The sequence below is a fragment of the Acinetobacter sp. 25-47-122 genome, from assembly GCF_056779695.1.
The window spans coordinates 58,628-80,731 of record NZ_JBWYIJ010000008.1 but is presented as its reverse complement, the minus strand read 5'-3'; the positions used below and the strand labels follow the sequence as shown (position 1 = coordinate 80,731).

Below are 22,104 nucleotides of genomic sequence, written 5' to 3'. Positions count from 1 at the left end.
AATGAATGTGTTCCTTGAAAAGATTAATCGGCAAAAGGAAGTTGACCGCCTTGATCATGAACTTGCTCGAATGTTTCTACCCGAAGTTGCTCTTGTGAATTATTAAAATGTTGAGAACGGAGGCGTTGTACAGCTTCCTGCTTTGCACTAGGACTCATATTACTTTTTACAATGCTGTCACGCTCAGACAAATATTGATTGACTTTGCTTTTCCAATTTGAGCGCTGTCCATCAAGATTTTCTAGACGTTGTGTTGCTTCAGGACCCACTAAGCTGAGACGCATTTGACGAATTTCTTCTGCGCTACCACCACGTGCTTTAATTTCTGCAGTTAATTGACGAAGATCTTCGAGTTGAGAAAGTTGTTTTAAATTTTCTTTCCAATCTTCAGGTAGATCATTGAACAGTTCTTTTAATTTATCGGCTTTTTGTTTTTCAGATAAATTTTTATCCTCCATAACACTCATGCGAGCCAAGGTATAATCATGATATTCATCTTCGATACCAAATAAACCTTCAATTTCATAGTCTGAAAAAAATTGTTTACGCAATGATTTCATCTGATTAAAAATAGCTTTGTAATACTGCGCACTATCTTTGTCATGGTTTGGTGGTGTTAGGTCACCCATTTTTTCACGATATTGAACATAACGTGACCATAAATCTGTCAGTTGACCTAGTAATGGTTCTTGATAGGTGCTTTGAGCAAATTTAATAAAATCAGCCTTGATTTGCGGAATCTCTTTTTCACCGTATTGGGTAATAAAAAACTCAAAACAGTTCTTAGTATTTTCATTCACAATCAAACGGTTGGCATTATCGGTTTGGATTTGACAATTGATTTGAATATCTTGCTGACTTTTACTTGCAAAGCTAGAACCATTCACGGTTGTACTTTGTTGTAGCGCCATATTTTCTGATTGAATTTCGGCATCTTGTGCTGCTCGTTGTGAGTTTTCAGCAGATTCAGCTGAGTCAGGTTTCAACCATTGAAAGAGAAGGAATAAAACGATCAGACACGCTACAATCAGCAGTGTAATTTTCAATTTAGCTTTTGAATTCATTTCACATCCTATGAAATCATTTAGTTATTATTAATGGTGTAGAATAATTTGCCACAAATGTCACATTTTATGCATAAAAATTTAATCAATATTCGATAAATGGATTTGATAAAATAGCAGTATTTTACTGATCTGAATATTATCTAATGTCTGCTAAATCTCCAAAAATTACTCGACGTCATATAAGTGGTGTATTTCTACTCAACAAACCTTTGGGGATTAGCTCAAATGCAGCATTGCAAAAAGTGCGTTGGCTCTATCGTGCTGAAAAAGGTGGTCATACTGGCGCTTTAGATCCATTAGCATCAGGCTTACTCCCGATTTGCTTAGGTGAAGCGACCAAGTTTTCACACTTTTTATTGGAATCCACTAAACGTTATCAAACGACGATTCAATTGGGAAATAGTACAACTACAGGTGATGTCGAGGGTGAAGTTTTGCTCGAGGCACAATCGATTGAACTTAACGAAGATAAAATTCAAAGCGTGATTCAGCAATTCGTTGGAGACATTCAACAAGTTCCTCCAATGTATTCTGCTTTAAAGAAAGAAGGTCGTCCTTTGTACGAGCTGGCACGTAAAGGAATTGAAATCGAACGTGAGGCTCGTCCAATTCATATTTTTGCCATTGAACTGATGTCTTTCACTCAAGATTCAATTACTTTGGATGTGACATGCTCAAAAGGAACGTATATCCGAGTATTGGGTGAGGATATTGCTCAAGCTTTAGGAAGTTATGGGCACTTAACATATTTACATCGTATTCAAACTGGGCATTTTGGTATTGTGCCAGAGTACACTATTGAATATTTAGAAAGTCTAACTGAACAACAACGTGAAGCATTATTGTTGCCTGCTTATGCGCCTGTCGATCATTTTCCAAAGGTTCAAGTACCAGAAGGTCGTGCAGAATATTTCTGTCGTGGGATGGAAAGTAATATTGATCATCCTGCCGAATCTCAAGTCCTCGTATTTGATGAAAAAAAGTGTTTAGGTTTAGCTGAAATTACTGATAAAAAACGTCTAGTTCCTAAACGTGTATTAAATTTATAAGCGAACTCAATTATGGAATTAGACATCATCCTCAGCCTGATTTTTTTTGCATTTTGCGCAGGCGCGATTGATGCAGCAGTCGGTGGTGGTGGTCTCATTCAGATTCCAGCATTGATGAGTGCTTTTCCTCATATGGCGCCAGCAACATTATTTGGCACCAATAAGCTAGCTGCGGTTGTTGGAACAGCAACATCCGCGTGGACTTTCGCTAAAAAAGTTAAGTTTGAATGGAAGTTATTACTGGTGGTGGCGATATGTGCTGCCATCAGTTCTTTTGCGGGAGCTGCCAGTGTTTCTATGATTCCGAAATCAATCTTGCAGCCCTTTGTCTTGGTGATGCTGATTGTGATGGCAATTTACACATTGTCAAAGAAGGAGTTTGGACAGGTTCAGATTGCACAAACGGTAAACACTAAAATTCTGATCTTGGCTGGAATAGGAAGTTTGGCGATTGGGTTTTATGACGGATTATTCGGTCCGGGAACGGGAAGTTTTTTTATTTTTTATTTTATTCGATATTTACAAGTCGATTTTTTGCATGCAGCAGCTTTGGCCAAGATTGGTAATGTGATGACCAATTTAGCCGCTCTTACATTCTTTATTCCTGCAGGCCACATTTTATTTGCAGTAGGTGCCATGATGGCTGTCGCTAATATGATCGGCTCGATTGTCGGGGTGAAGTTGGCGCTTAAATACGGTAGCGGTTTTATTCGTATTCTGTTTTTAATTCTACTATCTATTTTAATTGTTCGATTAAGTTATCAGATGTTCTTAATGTAAACCATTCTCAACATTAAACTTTTTTATACAAATCGCTTCTTAAACCTATCTCTAAGTTATCGCCTAAGCTCTTATAGTAAGTTGAGTGTTTTGAAGATCATTCAAGTTTTTCTTTTTTCAAATCATATTTATAAGACAGGATAACAAGATGAATATTTTTGAAGCTTTACGTGAAAGTCATGATGTTCAACGTGAACTTGCTGAGAAGCTGGTTCAAACTTCAGGGGACACGCCAGAACGCCGAACATTATTTGAGCAGCTAAAAAATGAATTGTTTGCTCATGCAGTGGCAGAAGACCGATACTTCTATATTCCACTGATGATGACCGATTCAGGTTTGAATATTACGCGTCATGCATTAGCTGAACATCATGAAATGGACGAATTACTTGAGCAACTCACCGAAACTGAATTCAGTAATCCAGGATGGTTAGCCATCGCGAAAAAATTGTCAGAAACCGTGCATCATCATCTTGAAGAAGAAGAGCATGGCTTTTTTCAGCAAGCAGGAAAAATTCTAGAGGATAAACAAAAGGAGAGTTTGGCTAAAAAATATCAAACTGAATATAAGAAATATAAGAAATTAGATAAAGACAGCTTGGTTTAACCCCATGATAAAAAAAGATGGCATGTGCCATCTTTTTTTTATGTTTCTATGCCATGTGATTTCATTCTAGCAGCGCGATAAGTAACACCAATTGATGCAATCATAATACAACCCAAAGCAACGGCTTGTAATAAGGTAATGTGTTCATTCAACAGTAACCAACCTGTCAATGCACCTAATGCTGGTGACAAACTTGATAGCGTTCCATAAGACATTTTACTTAAATTCTTTAATGCCAATAAATCCAATGCATAGGGAATGGCTGTAGCCAAAAGCGCAATGACGATGGCTTGTGGCCAATATTCAAATTGAACTAATGCGGATGGATTATGAACCATACTGATCGGTAATAATGTCAACGCTGAGAGGACGATTGCAATGCTGAGAGCATGCATGCCGATATTCTGCCGAACGACTTTCTGTCCAAAATAAATATAGAATGCCCAACAAATGCCTGCACCAATGGCCATAGCAGCACCAAGATATGAAAAGTTAGTCGCATTGGCATCTTGCCAAGGCACCATCAGCACTACACCGAAAATTGCCATGATGACCCAAATGTAATCACTTCGATGTTGGATTGACAGTAAAGCCAAGGTGAGTGGTCCTAAGAACTCAAGTCCTACTGCAATCCCTTGCGGTAGTTTTCCTAATGATGCATAAAACAAGACATTCATCAAAGCGACTGAACCACTATAAAAGAGAAGATCTTTCCATTTTAAGTAAGGAAGGCGACGAAGAATTTTCCATGAACGGAACATCAATACAACCATAATTGATGCAAAGCATAGACGTAAAGTGACCACAGTAAATGGATCTAAAACTTCAAAAAGCTGCTTTGCGAAGGATGCACTAATTTGATAGGCGATCATGGATAAGACCATGAACAGCACGGCAGTGAGTTGAGCATTTGGCATTGGGAAAACGAAGCCGAATTAAAAAGAGTGAGACTGCTCAAATTTTAACATTATTATGATGACCACAGTGCTTAAATCCATCATGGAAAATGTAGTTTAAATTAAGTATGAGATCATTCTTGTTTGGCGTGTTGAGTGGTATAGGTGCAGCCAATTGAGGCACAAATGATGGTAAACAATGCTAGCCATTGATTCCATAACAATTGCTCACCCAAAAATACAAACCCAGATAATGCGGCAACAGCTGGTTCAATACTCATCAGGGTACCGAAACTTAATGCTGTTAGATTTCGTAGTGCAATCATTTCTAAAGTAAAGGGTAAAGCACTGGCGAGTATCGCTAAAGTGATGAATAACATTAGATGATTAATTTCAAATACGCTTGCTGGCAAGCCGATACTGAGGGCGATCGGCATGAGAATGATACTTCCAACAAACATGCCTAAACATACGGTGTGATTACCTGAAACTCCCGAAGGCCGCTGACCAGCAATAATATAAAGTGCCCAACATGCGCCAGCTGCCAACGCAAAAAATACACCAAGTAAATCCAAAGTTTGTTTGGCTTGGTCAAAGGGAAATAAAAGGATCAGTCCAATAATGGCCAAACTAACCCAAATAAAATCAAACTTTTGACGCGCATAATATAAGGCCACACTGAGTGGACCAATAAATTCAAATGAAACTGCTAAACCGAGTGGAAGACGATCAATGGCAAGATAGAACAACATATTCATGCCAGCTAATGCGACACCATAACTGACAATGGCTGTCCATTTAATTTGTTTAAATTGAATTTTCCAAACTTGAAAAATAAGCGCCAAAATCACAGCACTAAATGTCAGACGTAGAGCTGACACAGTAATGATCGGGAATTGTTCAAATAAAACTTTTGCTAATGAACCACTACTTTGTAGACTGATCATGGCAATCAATAACAAACCGAGTGCTTGTAACTGCGGGTTTATTTTTAACAAAGACATGGTTTTAAATGTATGGTGGTTAGATTAGAAAGGGATATCTTTCATCTAAGTTGGCGGAGCCAACGTCAACTCAGATGAGACACCATAAAAAAACCACAGCTCGAAAAAGCTGTGGTTTTCCAAATGTATTAGAGATTAGAACAATACGCGAGCGCGGATTGTACCTTCTACGTTATGAAGTGTATCAAGTGCTTCAGCAGAAGCTGTAGCATCAACGTCCATGACTAAATAACCCACATCACCTTTGGTCATAAGAGACTGACCAGAGATGTTAATCCCGTGTTCAGCAAACAGGTTGTTAATTTTAGACAACACGCCTGGAATGTTTTTGTGAATGTGAAGTAAACGGTGTTTACCTTCAGTCAATGGAAGCGCAATTTCAGGGAAGTTAACTGCTGACAATGTCATACCTTTGTCAGAGTAAGCAACGAATTTCTCTGCAACTTCTAGACCGATGTTTGCTTGAGCTTCCATCGTAGAACCACCCACGTGCGGTGTTAAAATCACGTTCGGGATATTACGTAGTGGAGAGATAAACTCTTCACCGTTCGCTTTAGGCTCTTTCGGGAATACGTCAACAGCAGCACCAGCCAAATGACCTGATTTCAGAGCATCAGCTAAATCTTCAATTACTACACATGTGCCACGTGCAGCATTGATGAAGATTGAACCTTGTTTCATCTGAGCAAATTGCTCTTTGGTCATGAAATTACGTGTAGAAGGGACATCTGGCACGTGTAGTGATACAACATCAGCATTGGCAAGAAGTTCGCCCATTGAGCCAACTTGGCGAGCATTACCTAAAGGTAATTTTGTTACTGTATCAAAGTAAATCACTTTCATACCCATGCTTTCAGCAAGTACAGAAAGTTGTGAACCAATTGAACCGTAACCCACAATACCTAAAGTTTTACCACGTGTTTCAAATGAACCTACTGCAGATTTGTTCCAACCACCTGCATGTGTATCTGTAGATTTTTCAGGTACACGACGAAGGAGAAGAATAGCTTCAGCTAATACAAGTTCAGCAACAGAACGAGTATTTGAGTATGGTGCGTTGAACACTGGAATACCACGGCTCATCGCAGCATTCAAGTTCACTTGGTTTGTACCAATACAGAAACAACCGACCGCGATCAATTTATTCGCAGCTTCAAAAACTTCTTCAGTTAATTGTGTGCGCGAACGAATACCGATGAAGTGAGCATCTTTAATCGCTTCTTTCAGCGCTTCACCTTCAAGCGCAGTTTTACGATAGTCGATGTTGGTGTATCCAGCAGCATTCAAAGTGTCGATTGCGTTTTGGTGAACGCCTTCTAACAATAGGAAACGAATTTTATCTTTAGGCAAAGAGAGATGTTGGCTCATTACGGCTCCGCTACAAAGGCCAAATTTAGTGGCAGTATGATAGCATACGTGAGCGTGCTATATACATTTCCTTTATGACTTGAGCTATGGATATTTTTGCAAGATATAGTCCTTATCAGACAAACTGCGGTTGAATTAACTGCATCATATCTAAGTAACATTCGCAAAATGTCTGATTTTATCAGGGTTTCATGGGAAAATGCTTTATAATGCACAATCGTGAAATTGACTCATCCAGTCGTGGTGATATTTTCTTCACATTCGCTTAACAAATACGCTTTTAAAATCTTGATTAAAGGTTTGTTTTTTAAGCAATCTACAACTTGTATCTTTCTTGCTAGGTCTGCAAACGATGAATGCTCCAGTTGCTTTAACCCCAGAGTTATTGACTCAATTAACGTCAATTGTTGGTGAAAACCGTATCAAAACTGATGCGGACAGCCTACAAAATTGGGGACGCGATCACACTAAACATTTTGATCCAAACCCATCAGTCATCGTTTTTCCTTCGACGACTGAACAAGTTCAGGCAATTGTGAAACTAGCAAACCAATTTAATGTTGCTGTGACACCATCAGGTGGTCGTACTGGTCTTTCTGCAGGGGCTGTCGCTGCCAACGGTGAAATCGTGGTCAGCATGGATAAGATGAACCAAATTTTGGAATTCTTCCCAGCAGACCGTATGGTACGTGTACAAGCAGGTGTGGTGACTGAGCAACTTCAGAACTATGCTGAAGAACAAGGTATGTATTATCCAGTTGATTTCGCTTCAGCTGGTTCATCACAAATCGGCGGTAACATCGGTACTAATGCAGGCGGTATTAAAGTCATTAAATACGGTATGACACGTAACTGGGTACTCGGTTTGACAGTGGTCACTGGTAAAGGTGATGTGCTTCGTTTAAACAAAGGCATGATCAAGAATGCGACAGGTTATGCGTTGCAACACTTATTTATTGGTGGTGAAGGTACGTTAGGCTTAGTGACCGAAGCGGAAATTAAACTTGAGCGTCAACCACAAGATCTACAAGTGATGGTGCTCGGTGTACCTGACTTTGATGCAGTGATGCCAGTTCTTCACGCGTTCCAAGCGAAAATTGATTTAACTGCGTTCGAGTTCTTCGGTGAACTTGCGATGCAAAAAGTATTGGCAAATGGTCACGTGCAACGTCCATTTGAAACCGAATGCCCATTCTATGTATTGCTTGAGTTTGAAGCGCCATTTGAGCCAATTATGGACAAGGCAATGGAAATCTTTGAGCATTGTATGGAACAAGGTTGGGTACTTGATGGCGTGCTTAGTCAAAGCTTAGACCAAGTAGAAAGCTTATGGCGTCTGCGTGAAGATATTTCTGAGTCAATCGCACCATTTATCCCATACAAAAATGATATTTCAGTGCTCATCACACACGTACCTGCATTCATTAAAGAAATTGATGCAATTGTTGCTGACAATTATCCTGACTTTGAAATTTGCTGGTTTGGTCATATTGGCGATGGTAACTTGCACTTAAATATCTTAAAACCTGAAAATTTAACCAAAGATGAATTCTTTGCGAAATGTCAGGTGGTGAACAAGTATGTATTTGATACTGTGAAAAAGTATGATGGTTCAATTTCTGCGGAACATGGTGTGGGTATGACGAAGAAGCCATATCTTGAGTACACACGTTCAGCTGAAGAAATTGAATATATGAAAGCACTCAAACAAGTATTTGATCCAAATGGGATTATGAATCCAGGGAAGTTATTTGATTTGAATTAAGCAAATCCCAAACAGCACTTCGGTGCTGTTTTTTTTATGCCAGCCAAAGGATATCGAGTGATATACATTTGATCCTGAAAAAAATAGCATACATATCTGTTCTTTTTTGTCACAACAGTTCAGAACATCATATGTAAAAGATCAATGGCGAACTGAGTAATACAATGATGATGAAAATAATGACCACAGTTGGTCTAGTTAGCATGATGCTCACGGGGTGTGCTACTACGAAAAATGTTATTTCTAAAGTACATGGGAATGACACTCCTTTAGAGCAAGTCATGAAGCTACATCCTGAATTACGCAATGAACTTGCGACTGTTGAATTACGTCAGTATTTCAATCGTGTCGAAGCACCGACCGTAGCAGAAGTCAAAGTGACACAAACAGGCTTGATGGATGACTCAATTGCTGCCGAACGCTTTATCTATAGTTTTAAATTGAACGATGGTAAATGGCAGCAAGTGAATAAGAAAACTGAATACAAATGTGTGCGTGGAAAAAATACAAAATCTTTCCAAACCGCGCTTTGTCCATGACATCAGACCAGAAATTCGGTTTAAAAAGGCATAGTGAGTTATGCCTTTTTTATTGCGTGCATTATTGAGTCGAATAAGGATGAGCAGACGAGAAGCGCCACTCACGATAGCAAATATAGCCCATCGCTAAAATGGGAAAAATCATACATAAGAAGCCAAACAACATATAAGTAATCGCACCTAATATTGCACCTGAACTGAAGGATAAAATAGTCGGTAAGATTTTTAGAATATTTTGTTTGGCAATTTGTTTGCGTTCTTCTGATACATGAGGCGCCCCATAAGCAATAGTACAATCAATGGTCAGTTGAGCAAGATTGCCCGTCATTAAGGTTGAGGTAGCCATTGTAGATAGTAATGTTCGGATAATGGCATTTCGAATTCCCATTGCAGCAATGCCCAATGTTGCGGTAAGTACTGCGCCAAATTCTGCCAAAGTATAAAAGGGGCTGAAATTAAGTCCCGCCAGCATGAAGAGCGTTAACAGTATTGTCTCTGCAATAAAGAACCCAAGTAAGATGTTCGGATACTTGTCTTTCCAACGTTGTTCACACCACGCAGTAATACCAATCGTAAATACGAAAATGCCAATAAAAAGAGCCCACAGTCCTAATCCTCCCAAGATCGTTTCTTTGCCTGCAGTCACGATATAGCCAGTAACATGATTGGTATAAATGCCAAATAATGAAATAAATCCAACGGTATTTAGCCAACCACCGACGAGCGATAGAATCGAAGCTTCATGATGATGTCGCCAGCGATTTTTAATTGGTATGTAGCATTTTGACATAGTTCTAAAAGCTCAAGGTGCACTGAGAGATTACATCGACAAAACAAGTGTTTTATCGAGTCTGCAGATCCTTTGCTTTGTGGAATAAATCCACATGAACATTAAGTAATTAAAAATTTCATATTGATCATTGGTGAATGTTCAGATTAGATGATTTCTAACATTTTATATGTTTCAAATTGCATCAAATTTTGATGACAAAAATATTTCAATTGATAAAACACAACTGAAAGCATCATAAAATTAACGTAGAGGGAAATCTAAAACCGCATTAAACTAAAGTCATTCAATAAATAAGATAAAAAATGAAAACACTCGCTTTTATCCATCGTAACGACAGTCATTTTTCAGTTGGAGACTTTAATCCGGTCGTGTCTGTTTTTTCACACTATGAACTCGGAAATACAGTATCCCCATTTTTACTTCTCGATCATATTGGTCCTAGTACGTTGAAACCCTCTCAACTGCGTAAAGGTGTTGAAGAGCATCCGCACCGTGGTTTTGAGACAGTCACTTTTGTGTATGAAGGTGAGTTAGAGCATTGGGATTCGCAAGGTGGTGGAGGTGTTATTCAGAAAGGTGATGTACAGTGGATGACAGCTGCATCAGGCATTATTCATAAAGAAAAATTTAGTGAGTCATTTTCCCGAGAAGGTGGACGATTTGAAATGATTCAGCTTTGGGTGAATTTGCCAGCAACTGCAAAAAAATCGAATCCGCGTTATCAAAGCTTACTCAAATCTAACATCCCAGTTGTAGATTTAGCTCATGATGCGGGTACTGCGCGTGTCATTGCTGGTGCCTTTATGCAAGTGCAAGGACCAGCATTAGTCCACAGTCCTTTGCTGGTTTTGGATTTGGATTTAAAAGCAGGTCACACACTCACATTACCAGCAGGGCATTTGGATACCACACTGATGTATATGCGCCGTGGTAAAGTTGAATTTGGCATAGATGATGAATTGCTGACTGATCAGGGAATGGCGGTGTTTTCAAGTCATGGTGAAAACGTTGAATTCACCACATTGTCTGATAGCAAAATTTTATATCTCATGGGGCAGCCGCTGAACGAACCTTTAGTCGGGCGTGGTTTCTATGTCATGAATACGCAAGATGAGATTGTTGAAGCGATTGAGGAAATGAAGCATGGTACTTTTTTGAAAAGTCATGCAATTGATGCCAAATGATGTCAATGTTTGGGTGAGAAATTGATTTGCGATAAAGATTAAATTTTCGTTTAATTTTCAGACTTTGTTTCGCAATTCAGGGTTACAAAAACGCAAAACTTTGTCATGGCATTGTGATGCATTTCACGTAAACTACGCTTCCAAAAAATATTCAAACATGTGAAAAAAACATGCAAAAGGTGAGTAAAGCAACCTTAAGTCGGGCAACAATTATGTTTCCTTTGGCATTGGTGCTCTTCGAATTTTCAGTCTATATCTGTAATGATCTTGTACAACCTGCGATGCTTACGATTACACGTGAGTTTGGTGTAGGCAGTGAGTGGGCGCCATCATCCATGTCTTTCTTTTTATTGGGTGGAGCATGTTTGGCGTGGTTTTTAGGACCGTTATCAGATCGCTTAGGTCGTAAAAAAGTACTCCTTGGTGGTGTTTTCTTTTTTGTGGTCTGCTGTTTGCTCATTTTATTCACCCAGTCTATAGAGCAATTTCTTGCATTTCGTTTTTTACAAGGGATTGGGCTGACCATTATTTCAGCAGTGGGTTATGCTGCCATCCAAGAAATTTTTGAAGAAAGAGATGCGATTAAAGTCATGGCTTTAATGGCGAATATTTCATTGATCGCACCATTACTTGGTCCTGTGCTAGGCGCATTTATGATAGACCATGTGTCTTGGCATTGGGGTTTCATTGGGATTGCCTTTTTAGCAGCCTTAAGTTGGTTTGGTCTTAAAGCAAAAATGCCTGAGCAGTATTTGAGTATTCCAAAGCAACCATTAAGCTATGTATGGGATGACTTCAAAGCCATTTTTAAAAATAAAAAATTCATGGGCTTGGCTTTGTCAGTACCCATGGTCTCAATTCCACTAATTTTGTGGATCGCCATGTCACCTGTAATTTTGGTCGAACAGCTCGGTCTGACCAATATGCAATATGGCTATGCACAGGTGCCTGTATTGGGTGGTTTAATTATTGGAAATATTGTCCTGATTCGCGTCATTGATCGCTATGCAGTAGGAAAGACCGTGGTAGTTGCATTGCCGTTGATGTTGGTTGGAACGCTTATCGTTTTGGCAGGTGCGATTTGGCAGGATTATTTGTTATGGTGCTTAATTATCGGTATGACCTTAATCAGTTTTGGTGAGGGCTGCAGTTTTTCTGTGCTTTATCGTTTCAGTTTAGATGCATCTGAGGTATCTAAAGGAACTGTTGCTGCCGCAGTAGGCATGATTATGATGATTGCATTCTTTGTTGTGATCGAAATTGTACGCATTATGTATGAATCTTACGGCACGATGGCATATGCATTGGCTTGTTTTATCCTTATTGCACTGTGGTTTAGTGCTCCAAGAAAAATTGTTCATCAGATCATGCAAGAAAGAGCCACTTCAGCATAAAAAAAATCCTCCTTGTGGAGGATTTTTTAATCATTGTATTTGTTCGAGATGTTTGAGTTTACGATCAAAAATAAAAGGGGCAAAGGGTAGAACGGAAGCTATCAGCCCAAGAATAAATACATTGATAGACCACTTTTGCTTCTCGCATACCACAAATAATACGACTAAAAACAACACAAATAGAACGCCATGTCCCATGCCAATATATTTCACATAAATAGGCTGATCTAACATATATTTCATTGGCATGGCAAAAAAAAGCAGTAGTAGGAATGAAATCCCTTCAAGTAAACCAATAATACGTAAGGACTTAATATTCATTCTCAAACCCCACAAAAGAAGACATCCTATTTTACCTAATCGTTGTTGTAGCAAAGTTAGAATCTATGTGGACTAGATCGCATTGTTTAAGGGAAATATAATTTATAATAATCGTTTTTTATGATAGTAGATTTAAAAATAAGCTAATATGTCAATCATGTCTATAAAGATGAATATGAAGTGATACTCACAACATTTTATAGATCATCAGCGAAATAAAAAAAGGACTAAGCTAGAGCTTAATCCTTTGATGAGTCTTGGGTGTAGCTTAGCGTATAACACCACATGCTACACGATCACCCCCACCACCTAGTGGTTTAGGTTGGTCTGAATAATTGTCACCACCTGCATGTACCATGATGGATAGACCTTGAATGTCTGCAAGTGTAAGACGTGGTGCAATCACTTGTGTTTTTGCATTACCTGACGCGTCAACATTTAATACTGGTAAGTCACCTAAATGACCATCGTTTGGCGTACCATGCCCAGGCGCTTGATTTGGATTGTAATGTCCACCAGCGGCAAGCGCAGCACCCATTTTTCCATCTTTTTCAGCAGGTTCACATGAGCCTTTTTCATGGATATGGAACCCGTGATATCCAGGTGATAATTTAGTTAAGTCCGTTGTGATCACAAGACCTTTGTCACTATCTTGGAAGCTAATCGTTCCAATTTGATCATGAACTCCTTGAGCACTCACCGCATTTACAGGAATGGTTTGGATTTTAGTGTTGGATTCTTTGGATGCAGATGTATTTTGCGTTGCTGCACATCCCACAAAGCCTAAACTCAGCAATGCACTGAGCATAGAAATTTTGAATGCTGAAACTTTCGATTGCATTTGCATGCTGTTCTATCCTTGTTCCATCTAAGTGATAACGCATTGAAACAAATTTGGCATTTAGCAACAAGAACGATTTAAGTATTTGATTGTATAGATTTCTTATCAGTAAAAATAAAACACCACTTATGAGAGTGGTGTTTCATTGTCTTGATCGTAGGCCATCGTGGCTTTAGGCACGGGTTCTGGTTCCAGTGTTTCATGTAACCATTCACGCCAAATGGCTAAAAGAATGGCGAGAATTACAGGACCAATAAAGAGTCCAACTAACCCAAAGCTCGCTAACCCCCCCAGTACACCAAACATGATCAATAAGAACGGAATTTGAGTAGCACCTGAAATGACCAAAGGACGAATGACATTGTCGGCTGTACTCACCACACAAACGCCCCAAGCCATTACGCCAATCGCCTCAACGGTTTGACCTTGTGAAAATAACCACAGTGAAACAGCACCATATGCCACTGGAGGACCAAAAGGAATCAGCGCCATGATAAAGGTCATAATGGTTAAAAGCATTGGATTTGGAACACCAGCAACGTAATAGCTGATTCCTGCCAATATCGACTGTGCAACGGCAGTCAAACCAACACCATATACCACTGCACGCGTTGTTTCAGAGATCGTGTCGATATAATGTTGGATACGTGGACCAATGACTTTCTCCATCGCTTTACTGACCTGTTGAACAATCGTTTGTCCATCACGGTAAAAGAAAAATAGAGAGAGCATGGCGAAACCAAGTTTGACTAAATTTTTGGTAATTTCGCTAATCACGAATTTACCGTAATTTAAATGTCCTTGAATCCATACACTAATATTACTAAAAAGTGCATTTGGGTCGGCATTGATGTCACGTACAATTCGAGAAACTTCTTTACCTACAATGGGTAATTCACGTATCACATCAGGAACGGTGATATGACCAGAAGCCAGTTGGCGCTGTAAATCAAAGAATAAGTTTCGACCTTCATGTTGAAGTAAGAAGATAGCAAAAGTGAACGGTAAACCGACAACGAGTGCCAATAAGCATGTCATAACAGACGCACCCAATGTAGGTCGATTACCACACCAAGCGAGAATACGTTTGTATAAAGGCCAAGTCATATAGGCGATAATACAAGCCCATAACACAGGTACGATAAAGTATTTGACAATGTCATATCCCAAATAAAGCAGAATAAAAAACAAGCCAAATAAAAGTACACGCTGTAAAGTTGGATTAAAATCTTGCACTAAAGTCTCTGATCTATATTCTTGATTTTCAAACGTATCTGCCGCACATCTGATTCATTTCGAGTATGCATTTAACATCATATATGAAAATGAAAAAAAAGTGCGACGACAATCTGGATTCTTTATTTAGAACCAATCACTTGGATCATCAATTAAAACATCTAACAAGGGTTGCCATTGTTGTTGTATTGATAAATAAGTTTTTTGATTTTTATCAAAAATGTTGAGACCCTGCATCGCCAATTGACCATAAGCTGTTCGTTCAGAAATCCAAGCAACAGGTTGTTGATCAATCTTGGTAAAGAACTGTTGGATCTCTTGAGCACTCTGACTATTTGGTTTGACACGATTTGCCACCAAATGAACTTGAACTTTACCTTTCCGAATACGTTTAATGTCATGGATGTGTTTTAAGAAGCGACGCGTGCTGTCGATATCAAAAAAAGAAGGTTGCAGAGGTGTGACCACTGCATGACATTCTGCAATTAATTGTTCTGCGTGTTCGCCTGTTAATGCACCTGGAGCATCAATAATCAGATAATCAAGATTCTTCGGTGCATCACCAATCGATTTTTCATGGCGCCAATCTAAACTTTGAATGTGTGTTGCTGATTCTGGGCGCTGCTTTAACCATTGTAATGCAGATTTTTGATTGTCCGCATCCGCCAATGCAACTTTATAACCTTTCTGTGCGAGTGCTGTCGCCAGCGTAATCGCAGAAATTGTTTTTCCACAGCCACCTTTTTGGTTGGCAATCAGTATCGTTTTCATGAGTTTAAAATTATACATGCTTCAAATAAGGTCTAATCTTAGCTTAGCATTAAAATCAGCCAAAACGCGCATACATGACAAAAGTTTAGTTCTTGTTTAAATTGTCCGCATAACAAGTCATAGAGAACGTCAATGTCCATTTGGATGGCAATGTTAATAGGCGCCGGTATTGGCGTGGTAATCACCACAATGATGTTGAGCTCAACCCGCAATGGCCGTATTAAAGCAGAATATGAACAATATATTGCAGAGCTTGAACTTGAGCATCAACACGCATTAGCTGCTGCTCAAAAACGCAGTGTAAATACCAGTCGTGCGGTACTGAAAGGTAAAATGGCTGAACAATTAGCACCGATTATGCCAGAATTTCAATATTTACCCAGTGATGCTAAATTCTTAGGTGATCCTGTCGACTATGTGGTATTTGATGGATATACAGATTTCCGTGATGGTGATGGCGCGGCAGAAGATATTGAGGTTGTATTGATTGACATTAAAAGTGGTGGAGCACGGCTCACCAAAGGTCAGATGGCAATTGCGAATGCAATTGCCGAAGGGCGTGTGCGTTTTGAGACGATCCGTATCGACTTTCAAGACTAGCTTGGATCAATAATCCACTATGTGAAGTGATCAGTTGGTTTTAGTCGCGCGAGCAAGCATCATGCGACGACCTACTTTGGGCACTTCTTCTGCTTCGAAATAATCGAGTTCAGAAATCTCAAAGCCAGCATCAAGCAGTGCTTGCTCGATATTTCTGTTCAAATGACAACCATCAGCAATCACTTTCTGTAATGGCGTCAAAAGATATTGAAGACGCTTTAAACTCTTTTGCTGTTGTGCATTGTAAGCGACATGTTCAACCAAATGCAAAGTGCCACCGATGCGTAATACACGTTTAATTTCATGTAGAACTTGTTGAACATGACTCACACTACATAATGTCCATGTGCTGACGACATGTTGAATAGATTGATCTTCAAATGGTAAATTTTCCGCTTTAGCATGAACATGTTCCACATGGAACGGTGCATCTTGAATACGTTGTTCAGCTAATTTGTATACATCTAGGCTGGGTTCAAGCGCATAGAGACTGTCCACAGCTTGATAAAATGGCAGGTTAATTCCTGTACCAAAACCGATTTCTAATACCTCACCTTGAATCGGAAGCAGAAGACGGCGTCTGCTATCCATCATACTTGGTAACTGCATGACTTGATTCAGAATATGAGGGAATACTCGTTGCTGATAAAATTTATAGATCATTTTTGTTCTTAACATCTTCCATTATTCGATTATTTTACACGTTGAATACACTTTTAACAGTAGACAAAATTGTGACTAAATCACGATAGATTGTTACTGTTCATCAATTTCCTTTTCAGAATGAAGTTCTAAGATAGATCATATAGATGTAGGTTAAATACAATTCAGTCGGATGTTGTCCATAGTAGATGTATGTGCTGCTGTTGAGTTGTTTTTGACACTTAGAAAGAAGGATGGATGTCTGTTGAAAAAGTTAGTTCTCGCATTATGTATCGCCCTTGGTGGTGTTTCGGCTTATAGCTCTGCCAGTGTGAAATCGAGCGACTTTAATATTGCCAATGGTTTACCCCCAGCTTCGGCAGATCAAAAAATTTCGGTATTGGAACCTTTTGAAGGGGAATTTCGTATTCTTGGTTCGAAAGAATATACCGATGATCCGCAAGCCCAATTTTCACCCATCGACTATGCCGTAACCCGCGGTATTTTCACAGAACCTGAAATTGCACGACAAATTTCGATTAATCAGTATGACCGCTATTTAAATTGGAAAATGGCAAAACCACCGATTCACCCACGCTTAGCAACACAGTTGGTGAGTAACATGCACATTATCCCAGCTAATCCAGAAATTGCGAAAGAGATTAAGAAAGTTCAACGCGGTGATCTAGTGCGCTTAGAAGGGGAATTGGTGCAAATCAATGCCAAAGATTTGGTGTGGAAGTCTGCTTTGGATTGGAATGGTATCGGCGATGGTGCATGCAAATTAATTCGCGTCGAGTCGATTGAATGGTTAGAAAAGCGCAATATTTAAATATGATTTCAGATTGATGAGTTTGAAATGACTTTCAGCTCAAAGTCTTAGTCATTAGATAAATAAGAGAGTGTGGATCATGAGCGTTGGCAAGACATCCTTATGGATAAGTTTATGTATTGGCGTACTCGGGAGTAGTCTTGCCGCATGTCAAAATCCAGTCTCTGAAGTGCAAGCGGAGTCCCATCACTATACTGATCAGCAAAATTGTCCTGCACTATTGGTGATGAAAGTGGGTGAAACCTTAGAATTTAATGCAGCAGAAAATCCAAGTACGGGTTATCAATGGCAAATCATGCAACCGCTTCATCTCTTTAAAGTTGAAGAACAATATTTGGCGACTGAAAAATCAGAAGCGATGGTTGGCGTTGGAGGTAAAAAGACAGTGAAGCTGACTGCGCTAAAACCTGGTCAGGAACTCATTGAATTGGCATATGTGCGACCTTGGGAAGTTGCTCAAGACCGTACTCAAACAGACGTCCCAACATCCTGGCAATGTCGAGTACGTATTTCTTAAGCAGACAGAAGACCGTTTCTAAAATTGTGTTGTACTTTTACTATGTACGCTATTGTTCTTTCGTGACACTCGTATTTTGACTCCAATGTTGGAGTTGGGCTTTCGCAGTATAATAATCACTCATATTTCGAATTGCATCTTTAGGATTTCGAAGCTCATCTTCGGGAGACTGTTCGAGTTCTTGATAGACCTCAATCTGATTTTCCCAGTATTGATAAAATAAGCCTTGAATATATCTACCTTGTTCCGTCTTAAGATCTAAGTCTTTCAACATATTGAGGGAGGACTGAATGAGATCTCGTTTACGCTGAAACTCCATATCCGCATTTAAATTGCCATCTGCTTTTAATTGCTGAAGTTCTGCGTCTAGCTCATCACTTAATTGCTCAAAACTTTGATCATATTGATTCAGTAAAGCAACGTCATGTGCGTCATTTGGAGTAGATTCAAATGATTTGATCGGCTGAGCTTCGATCTGTGTTTTCAATTCAACGGATGGATCAACGGATTCTTTTTGTTCGGTCTGAGAGTTTTGTTCTGTTTTTTGGCATCCAATGAGCATGAAAGGCATAGTCAGGCAGAGTGCAAATATTGAAAGTCGAATAGGGTGAAGATTTGCCGTCATGAGAGTCAATCCTCTGTTGGTTTTTTTAATGAATGATCGAGATTAAGTTTAGTTTATCGCGCACGATAGTGATAGGCATAAGTGACATAAGGAAAGGAAACTTCGTCATGGGGCGTGAGTCCCGTATGTTCAAATACGATCGATTCAAATGCTGTCTTCATTTTTGCTTGGTCTGCCGCTGACATTGCCGCAATAAAACTGGTAGATAGGAGTCGTTTGCTGACGACCTGTTCAACACTGCCGACTTGATGCTGAGTGAAGGTGCTTAAACTTTGGTATTCAAATAATTCTTGCTGCTGAAATACATTTTGCCATTGGTCACTGTGAAAGCGTGGCGTATCGGACTCAAAAGGTTCGATGTAATCCGCCAATGCTTTGACCCAATCCACTGAGATATCTCGTTGGTTCCAGACTAGACCTAAATGTCCTTGAGGTTTAAGAAGGCGATGTATTTCTTGCAATGTTTGGCGTTCAGCAAACCAATGAAATGACTGTGCGCATAAAATAGCATCAACACTATGCGTTGATTGCGCAATTTGATGGCTTGATGCTTGTAGTGTCTTCACCTCAGGATGTACTATTTTCAATTGTTCGAGCATTGCTGGAATCGGTTCGACGGCGATTATGTTCGAGGTGACTTGTTTTAGATAGTGCAGGAATTTTCCTGTCCCCGAACCTAAGTCAATCGCAACTGCATCAGGATGAATATTCAACTCATCTTTCAACCACATGACGATAGCCTGTGGATAATTTGGTCGGACTTGTTGATAAAGTTCAGCCGCAGAACTAAAACCATTTTCAGCAGCAGGATGAAGTGAATGTGTCATATTTTGCGCTTTTTAATCTGAACAGTATCTATAAAATATGACACCGACAATGTGATGTAAGCAAGTGAACGATTGATTCATTTTGCAAACCAGATGATGAGAACCCTTTTTCGGAATTGCAATGGATAAGCAAATAGTATTTGAAGACGAACACATTAGAGCAATTTATTTAAAAGGAACAACAGAAACATTGGTTCTCTCTTTTGGTGACTTGATCAGTCGTGCCAAAGGCAATGCCATTAATGCTGAAAAATCCTTAGCCAAATATGACTACAATGTCATTGGTATCATGCCAAAACAAAAGTCATGGTTCCCATCACAGAGCATGCAAGCTTTAATTGAGCAAATATCGCCTTTGTTGAATCAATTTCAGCGTGTCGTGGCTTATGGTGGTTCTATGGGCGGCTACGCAGCGATTAAGTACAGTAAGTTATTGGGCGCAGCACGTGTGGTCTCTATGGTGCCACAATATTCAATTAATCCTGCTGAAATTGAAGACCGCCGTTATACTGATTTTTACGATCCTAACGTCAATGCTGACATGCAAATTGACGCGACAGATATTGCGTCCGATGCAGAATATATCGTGGTTTATGATCCTTACTTTGATCTAGATCGCGAGCACTATGAAAAGATCAAGCCGCTTATTCCTCAACTCAATACATTACATTTACCTTATACAGGCCATGATGCGGTTGCTGTATTAGCAAATTCTGCGTTATTGCATGATTTTATTGAACATGAATTTGATGCAACCTACTTTTATCGCCAGATTCGAGCAGTTAAAAAGAACAGTAAATTTTACTATCGAAGCGTGATCGCACATCTGCTTGGCACTCACAATGAAGCATTGGGTAATATTTTAAAAACCATCGATCTACAACTAGACAGTAGCTTTTTTGATGCCAGTCTTAAACAGACGATTACCCGTATTTTACTGACCAACAAACGAGTAGATGAACAAGATCTACAAAAGCTCGGTATTTCGATTCATTTGCCGTTTGAAAATAAAACACAACTTCATGACAGCTTTGGCAAAGTGTTGGTCTTTAACGTGATCACCCAAAAACTAGAAAGCTATGAACAACATGTGATTGATATTAATGGTAAATATATTATTCCATTACATGTGGAAAGTACTGGATTGGCCCAGATTGAAATTAAAAAACAGCACTATCTCATTTGTATGAATGATCGCCGTGTCACCAAATTGATCAAAATGGATGATGCGCTCAGTGCGGATATGAGCCCTTTGATTGTGAAAAAGGGCGAAGGTTTCTTTAGCATCAGTTATAAGCATCTTTATATGCACTGCGATGAGTTAGGAAACTGTATTTTTGAATCAGACACTGTTGGTGAGGCAGAAAAATTTTCAGTGGAGTAAGGCTGAATTTTTCATAGCAATTGATCAAAGCGCTTCGGCGCTTTTTTTATCTTTAAGTAAAAAATATAGAGTGTGTGATAGATCTCAATCTGTCGTAAAAAGCGATATTGTTTAAAATTTACCCGTGTTTATTTTGTAATTAAAGCGATGGAATGACTCTGTTTCATTGTTAAGATCAGGCAATATATAACGAATTTGAATGATTCAAATGATGATGTATTTATGAATATCGGAATATTCATGCATCTTTGACGTGTCTACTTGAGCACAAAAACCCATATAAATGGAATTTAGGTGGGACAGATGAATAAAAAGAAAATTGTAAAAACTGAAACAGGAATGAATCCTCCAAAACAATCGCGTACACATCGCCGTGTTATGCAGGTGATTCAAACTGCTGAAAAACTTTTAGTTAAAATGGGCTTAGAGTCAATTTCAATTCCCGAAATTGCCAATGCTTCAAACATTCCAAGAGCCAGTATTTATCAGTTCTTTCCGACAAAATATGATCTGTTGCATCATATGGCACAGTTGCATTTGCAGAAACTAGTAAGCTTGCTCAAGGAAGCTGGTTTAAACGTCATACGAGAACATCCGCACGAAAGTATGACGGCTTATGGTCGAATGGTGGCTGCAGCTGTGATTGAAACCACTGCCAAGTTTTATAATGAGTCTGCTGTGGCCCGATTATTGATTTTATCAGGACCACTGAACCGACAAGTATATTTACGTCATCAAATTGAACTCAAAAAGTTCAGTCAAGATTTAAGAGATGCACTTAAAGCCATTCGGGTAGATGATTATTTACCGCAACAACCTGACAGTATGTTGATCATTATTGAAATGATCTTTACTTGTATGAAACATGGTTATTACACAGAAGATCGGATTTCTGAACGTATTTGTGAGGAAGCGTATCGTTTGGCAACGGCATATTTAAATGCGCTGAAAGAAGATCAATTTTCCCTAAAAGCACAGCGTGCAGCAACGACGCAATCTGAGACAAAAAACCAGTCAAATCAGCTATTGTTGACCTACAATTAAGCTTACAATCAGTTGAAT

General features: G+C 39.2%; 24 protein-coding genes. 12 read left to right on the top strand and 12 right to left on the bottom strand.

The window, feature by feature from the left end; all coding sequences use genetic code 11:
* Positions 1-23: 23 nt before the first annotated feature.
* Complete coding sequence (locus tag AC1M9P_RS08880) at positions 24-1,064, bottom strand: lipase secretion chaperone (protein ID WP_481587367.1); 1,041 nt, start codon at positions 1,062-1,064, stop codon at positions 24-26.
* 146 nt (positions 1,065-1,210) lie between these two features.
* Between AC1M9P_RS08880 and truB the strand changes: the two genes are divergently transcribed.
* The 3 genes from truB (at position 1,211) to AC1M9P_RS08865 (ending at position 3,503) form a co-directional block, all read left to right on the top strand.
* Positions 1,211-2,116 (top strand): tRNA pseudouridine(55) synthase TruB, encoded by a 906-nt coding sequence (truB, locus tag AC1M9P_RS08875; protein WP_481587366.1) that lies wholly within the window; start codon positions 1,211-1,213, stop codon positions 2,114-2,116.
* Between the two features lie 12 nt (positions 2,117-2,128).
* The gene (locus AC1M9P_RS08870; RefSeq protein ID WP_035264281.1) at positions 2,129-2,896 is read left to right on the top strand and encodes a sulfite exporter TauE/SafE family protein; all 768 of its coding nucleotides are present in this window, start codon (positions 2,129-2,131) and stop codon (positions 2,894-2,896) included.
* Positions 2,897-3,044: 148 nt separating this feature from the next.
* The gene (locus AC1M9P_RS08865; RefSeq protein ID WP_035264279.1) at positions 3,045-3,503 is read left to right on the top strand and encodes a hemerythrin domain-containing protein; all 459 of its coding nucleotides are present in this window, start codon (positions 3,045-3,047) and stop codon (positions 3,501-3,503) included.
* 38 nt (positions 3,504-3,541) lie between these two features.
* Here the strand turns inward: AC1M9P_RS08865 and AC1M9P_RS08860 are convergent, their stop codons facing one another.
* The 3 genes from AC1M9P_RS08860 to serA all read right to left on the bottom strand — a co-directional run bounded on the left by AC1M9P_RS08860 (position 3,542) and on the right by serA (position 6,771).
* Entirely contained in the window at positions 3,542-4,420 is an 879-nt protein-coding gene (locus AC1M9P_RS08860; protein WP_481587365.1) for an EamA family transporter, read from the bottom strand.
* A 113-nt stretch (positions 4,421-4,533) separates the two neighbouring features.
* The gene (locus AC1M9P_RS08855; protein ID WP_481587364.1) at positions 4,534-5,403 is read right to left on the bottom strand and encodes an EamA family transporter; all 870 of its coding nucleotides are present in this window, start codon (positions 5,401-5,403) and stop codon (positions 4,534-4,536) included.
* 135 nt (positions 5,404-5,538) lie between these two features.
* Positions 5,539-6,771 carry a phosphoglycerate dehydrogenase gene (gene serA, locus AC1M9P_RS08850; RefSeq protein ID WP_035264273.1) on the bottom strand — a complete coding sequence of 411 codons (1,233 nt, stop codon included), beginning with the start codon at positions 6,769-6,771 and terminating at the stop codon, positions 5,539-5,541.
* Positions 6,772-7,123: 352 nt separating this feature from the next.
* Here serA and AC1M9P_RS08845 point away from each other — a divergent pair, with 352 nt between their 5' ends.
* Complete coding sequence (locus AC1M9P_RS08845; protein WP_481587363.1) at positions 7,124-8,536, top strand: FAD-binding oxidoreductase; 1,413 nt, start codon at positions 7,124-7,126, stop codon at positions 8,534-8,536.
* Positions 8,537-8,715: 179 nt separating this feature from the next.
* Positions 8,716-9,075, top strand: a complete 360-nt coding sequence (locus AC1M9P_RS08840; RefSeq protein WP_481587362.1) for a hypothetical protein — start codon at positions 8,716-8,718, stop codon at positions 9,073-9,075.
* 61 nt (positions 9,076-9,136) lie between these two features.
* Here the strand turns inward: AC1M9P_RS08840 and AC1M9P_RS08835 are convergent, their stop codons facing one another.
* Positions 9,137-9,865, bottom strand: a complete 729-nt coding sequence (locus tag AC1M9P_RS08835) for a YoaK family protein (RefSeq protein WP_481587361.1) — start codon at positions 9,863-9,865, stop codon at positions 9,137-9,139.
* Between the two features lie 305 nt (positions 9,866-10,170).
* On the opposite strand from AC1M9P_RS08835, the gene AC1M9P_RS08830 reads away from it, so the two are divergent.
* Together AC1M9P_RS08830 and craA are read left to right on the top strand one after the other, a co-directional pair.
* Complete coding sequence (locus tag AC1M9P_RS08830) at positions 10,171-11,052, top strand: pirin family protein (RefSeq protein ID WP_481587360.1); 882 nt, start codon at positions 10,171-10,173, stop codon at positions 11,050-11,052.
* Between the two features lie 170 nt (positions 11,053-11,222).
* Positions 11,223-12,446 (top strand): chloramphenicol efflux MFS transporter CraA, encoded by a 1,224-nt coding sequence (craA, locus tag AC1M9P_RS08825; RefSeq protein WP_481587359.1) that lies wholly within the window; start codon positions 11,223-11,225, stop codon positions 12,444-12,446.
* A 30-nt stretch (positions 12,447-12,476) separates the two neighbouring features.
* Here craA and AC1M9P_RS08820 read toward each other — a convergent pair whose 3' ends face one another.
* The 4 genes from AC1M9P_RS08820 to AC1M9P_RS08805 all read right to left on the bottom strand — a co-directional run bounded on the left by AC1M9P_RS08820 (position 12,477) and on the right by AC1M9P_RS08805 (position 15,615).
* Positions 12,477-12,767, bottom strand: coding sequence for a DUF3817 domain-containing protein (locus AC1M9P_RS08820; RefSeq protein WP_179998758.1), 291 nt, complete (start codon positions 12,765-12,767; stop codon positions 12,477-12,479).
* Positions 12,768-13,035: 268 nt separating this feature from the next.
* Entirely contained in the window at positions 13,036-13,614 is a 579-nt protein-coding gene (gene sodC / locus AC1M9P_RS08815; RefSeq protein WP_373687194.1) for a superoxide dismutase [Cu-Zn] SodC, read from the bottom strand.
* 120 nt (positions 13,615-13,734) lie between these two features.
* Positions 13,735-14,844 (bottom strand): AI-2E family transporter, encoded by a 1,110-nt coding sequence (locus AC1M9P_RS08810; RefSeq protein ID WP_481587358.1) that lies wholly within the window; start codon positions 14,842-14,844, stop codon positions 13,735-13,737.
* 126 nt (positions 14,845-14,970) lie between these two features.
* Positions 14,971-15,615: a ParA family protein gene (locus AC1M9P_RS08805; RefSeq protein ID WP_179998757.1), complete on the bottom strand. Its 645-nt coding sequence runs from the start codon at positions 15,613-15,615 to the stop codon at positions 14,971-14,973.
* Positions 15,616-15,747: 132 nt separating this feature from the next.
* Here AC1M9P_RS08805 and AC1M9P_RS08800 point away from each other — a divergent pair, with 132 nt between their 5' ends.
* Positions 15,748-16,215 (top strand): Holliday junction resolvase-like protein, encoded by a 468-nt coding sequence (locus tag AC1M9P_RS08800; protein WP_481587357.1) that lies wholly within the window; start codon positions 15,748-15,750, stop codon positions 16,213-16,215.
* A 30-nt stretch (positions 16,216-16,245) separates the two neighbouring features.
* Here AC1M9P_RS08800 and AC1M9P_RS08795 read toward each other — a convergent pair whose 3' ends face one another.
* Positions 16,246-16,878: a class I SAM-dependent methyltransferase gene (locus tag AC1M9P_RS08795; RefSeq protein WP_481587356.1), complete on the bottom strand. Its 633-nt coding sequence runs from the start codon at positions 16,876-16,878 to the stop codon at positions 16,246-16,248.
* Positions 16,879-17,122: 244 nt separating this feature from the next.
* On the opposite strand from AC1M9P_RS08795, the gene AC1M9P_RS08790 reads away from it, so the two are divergent.
* Both AC1M9P_RS08790 and AC1M9P_RS08785 read left to right on the top strand, forming a co-directional pair.
* Complete coding sequence (locus AC1M9P_RS08790) at positions 17,123-17,689, top strand: hypothetical protein (RefSeq protein WP_171076732.1); 567 nt, start codon at positions 17,123-17,125, stop codon at positions 17,687-17,689.
* A 79-nt stretch (positions 17,690-17,768) separates the two neighbouring features.
* Complete coding sequence (locus AC1M9P_RS08785) at positions 17,769-18,206, top strand: protease inhibitor I42 family protein (RefSeq protein WP_179998756.1); 438 nt, start codon at positions 17,769-17,771, stop codon at positions 18,204-18,206.
* Between the two features lie 49 nt (positions 18,207-18,255).
* Here the strand turns inward: AC1M9P_RS08785 and AC1M9P_RS08780 are convergent, their stop codons facing one another.
* Together AC1M9P_RS08780 and AC1M9P_RS08775 are read right to left on the bottom strand one after the other, a co-directional pair.
* The gene (locus AC1M9P_RS08780; RefSeq protein ID WP_481587355.1) at positions 18,256-18,831 is read right to left on the bottom strand and encodes a hypothetical protein; all 576 of its coding nucleotides are present in this window, start codon (positions 18,829-18,831) and stop codon (positions 18,256-18,258) included.
* 53 nt (positions 18,832-18,884) lie between these two features.
* The gene (locus tag AC1M9P_RS08775; RefSeq protein ID WP_481587354.1) at positions 18,885-19,658 is read right to left on the bottom strand and encodes a class I SAM-dependent methyltransferase; all 774 of its coding nucleotides are present in this window, start codon (positions 19,656-19,658) and stop codon (positions 18,885-18,887) included.
* A 121-nt stretch (positions 19,659-19,779) separates the two neighbouring features.
* Between AC1M9P_RS08775 and AC1M9P_RS08770 the strand changes: the two genes are divergently transcribed.
* Positions 19,780-21,042 carry a hypothetical protein gene (locus AC1M9P_RS08770; protein ID WP_481587353.1) on the top strand — a complete coding sequence of 421 codons (1,263 nt, stop codon included), beginning with the start codon at positions 19,780-19,782 and terminating at the stop codon, positions 21,040-21,042.
* A gap of 303 nt (positions 21,043-21,345) precedes the next feature.
* A complete protein-coding gene (locus AC1M9P_RS08765; protein WP_481587352.1) occupies positions 21,346-22,086 on the top strand; it encodes a TetR/AcrR family transcriptional regulator in 741 nt (246 codons plus the stop codon).
* Positions 22,087-22,104 lie beyond the last annotated feature (18 nt).